The organism is Streptomyces sp. NPDC102437 (genome assembly GCF_044765565.1).
Classification (GTDB): Bacteria; Actinomycetota; Actinomycetes; order Streptomycetales; family Streptomycetaceae; genus Streptomyces.
In genome coordinates, this window is sequence record NZ_JBIWKI010000146.1 from 1 (window position 1) to 2266 (window position 2266).

General features: G+C 69.2%; 1 protein-coding gene and 1 pseudogene. One reads left to right on the top strand and one right to left on the bottom strand.

Annotated elements, in window-relative coordinates; genetic code table 11:
* Positions 1–81: 81 nt before the first annotated feature.
* Positions 82–270: pseudogene (locus ACIRJP_RS42425) on the top strand (transposase); the annotation flags it as partial.
* Positions 271–531: 261 nt separating this feature from the next.
* Here ACIRJP_RS42425 and ACIRJP_RS42430 read toward each other — a convergent pair.
* Positions 532–1248, bottom strand: a complete 717-nt coding sequence (locus tag ACIRJP_RS42430) for a flavodoxin family protein (protein WP_404186573.1) — start codon at positions 1246–1248, stop codon at positions 532–534.
* Between the last annotated feature and the right edge of the window lie 1018 nt (positions 1249–2266).

Below are 2266 nucleotides of genomic sequence, written 5' to 3' on the forward strand. Positions count from 1 at the left end.
AAGCGTTGGAGAGCTGAGGGCAAGTCATACTCCAGCCTGACACCGAGGCTTGCCCATCGAGCAGTTATTGAAATACAGCTCCTGGGCAAGGTCGGCAACTGCCAGATCGGCGTCAGCGTCCATGCCGCGTCCGACACCGCATCGTGCCCGCTGTCCTGGCCGGGTTGTGTGGTGCACAGCAGTGCATTCACCGCCGGGACGGGGCGAAACCGGCGCCTGGTGGACCGGTGCCGCGCCGCCGGTGTCGACGTCCACCTGAAGCGGCACCGGCGGAGGCACACCGAGCAGCAGTTGTTCGCGGATGCCGGGATCGACCTTCGCCTGTTCTCCGTGCCGGCCACCGGGGTATGGGCGGGTGCGCGGATCTTCAGCGCCGTGCACTCCCTGATGGTGCACGGGACGGAAGCTGTTCGGTGCGGCCTTGAGGCAGGACGTCAGGCTGAGGCCGCTGTCGTCGCGGGCACTGCCGCGCGACGGGCCTGCTTGATCCGGAGCTGACTTCCACCGGACCTCCGTCGTTCCGGTCCGCACTCAACGGTGCTCGGGGTTCTCGAAGTCGAACCGGCAGCCGGCGTCCCACTCGGAGCGCTGGTTTCCGTGGGCGGGGATGCCACCGGTGTCCTTGAGCATCCTCGCCAGGTGGAGCTGGTTCCAGGTCATGAAGGTGGTGTTGCGGTTCGTGAAGTCGTTGTCCGGCCCGCCGGAGCCGGGGTCGAGGTACGACGGGCCCGGGCCGGCCTCGCCGACCCAGCCCGCGTCCGCCTGCGGCGGAATGACGTATCCGAGGTGCTGGAGGCTGTAGAGGACGTTCATCGCGCAGTGCTTGGCGCCGTCCTCGTTGCCGGTGATCAGGCAGCCGCCCACACGACCGTAGTAGGCGTACTGGCCACGCTCGTTGAGGAGCGACGAGCAGGCGTACAGACGCTCGATCACCTTCTTCATGACTGAGGAGTTATCTCCCAGCCACACAGGCCCCGCTAGGGTCAGGATGTCGGCGGCCATCACCTGCGAGTAGATCACCGGCCACTCGCCCGTCTCCCACCCGTGCTCCGTCATGTCCGGCCAGACACCGGTTGCGATGTCGATGTCCACCGCCCTGAGCACCTCGACCTGCACGCCCTGGCGCTCCATGATCCCGGTGCTGATGTCGATCAGCCCTTGCGTGTTGCTGCGCTCCGGGGAACGTTTCAGGGTGCAGTTGATCACCAGGGCGCGCAGGTCGGCGTACGACGTCGTTGTGTCCGGCACGGAATCCTCCTCAATACGCTCCGGGAGTCCGGACGTGAGGGCACCGGAAATCTCCGAGTACAGCTCACCAGGTCATTGCCCCGGGCGCTCGTGGAGCTGGGCCGGTTGTCTGACGGTCCGCCCTCCGGTCCGCCGGCCAGGGCTGTCTGCTCGCACTCGATTCCAGGTCGGGCGCAGCGCACCCGGGTTCCGCCCCGACCTACGAATTCCCCCGTGGCCAGGAGCAGACGGAAGCGATCGGGCGGGCCCGTCGGGCCGGATGCTGGCAGGACTCGTTCCAGCTCGCCGACGAGATCCCACGACGACGTCCGGAGTGCGAAGCGTCCGACCGCGGGAGCATCGGCAAGCCGGAGATCATGGTGATGTCGGGCTTCGGGCCGAGCCCCGACTGCGCCGCGGCCCTTCGTTCTGCCATCGTTCGCGGACAACCGCACGGCTCGCCTGCCCTGGCGGCTGGAACCACCCGAGATTCGCCGTCACAAACATGCGCGGCTGCGCGGCCACCGCACCGGACCATCCGGACGGTGATCGACTCCCTTTCCTCGATCACGATCGGCAGCACCGTCAGCCTGGAGTCGACACACAGCGCGCGCGAACAACCCGCTGCAGGACGGTCCGACGGCTTTCCGAACAGAGCCGCGAGGCGTGCGGTCATTTCACCGTCACAAGCCTCGATGTGCCAGGTCCCCGTAGCAGCTGCGAGAGCGCCACTGGCACACGTCGGGCTGAGCACCCCGGCAAGGTCGGTCCCGGAGGCGGCTCCGGCTCGGTGACACGGCGAATGCGAGGGAGGAAGCGGGCTTCCGGCCATCTACGACTCAGAGGCTCGTGGACAGGGCCTCCATGGTGCGGACGGGTCCAGGTTTGGCCCGGCCGCCAAAGAAGGCTACGCGCTGCGCATCCCCGGTCACGCCCACCGGGGGGGGGGGGGCCCGGGGGGGGGGGGCGCCCCCCCCCCCCCCCCCCCGCCCCCCCCCCCCCGCCCCCGCGCCCCGGCCCCCCCCCCCCCCCCCCCCCG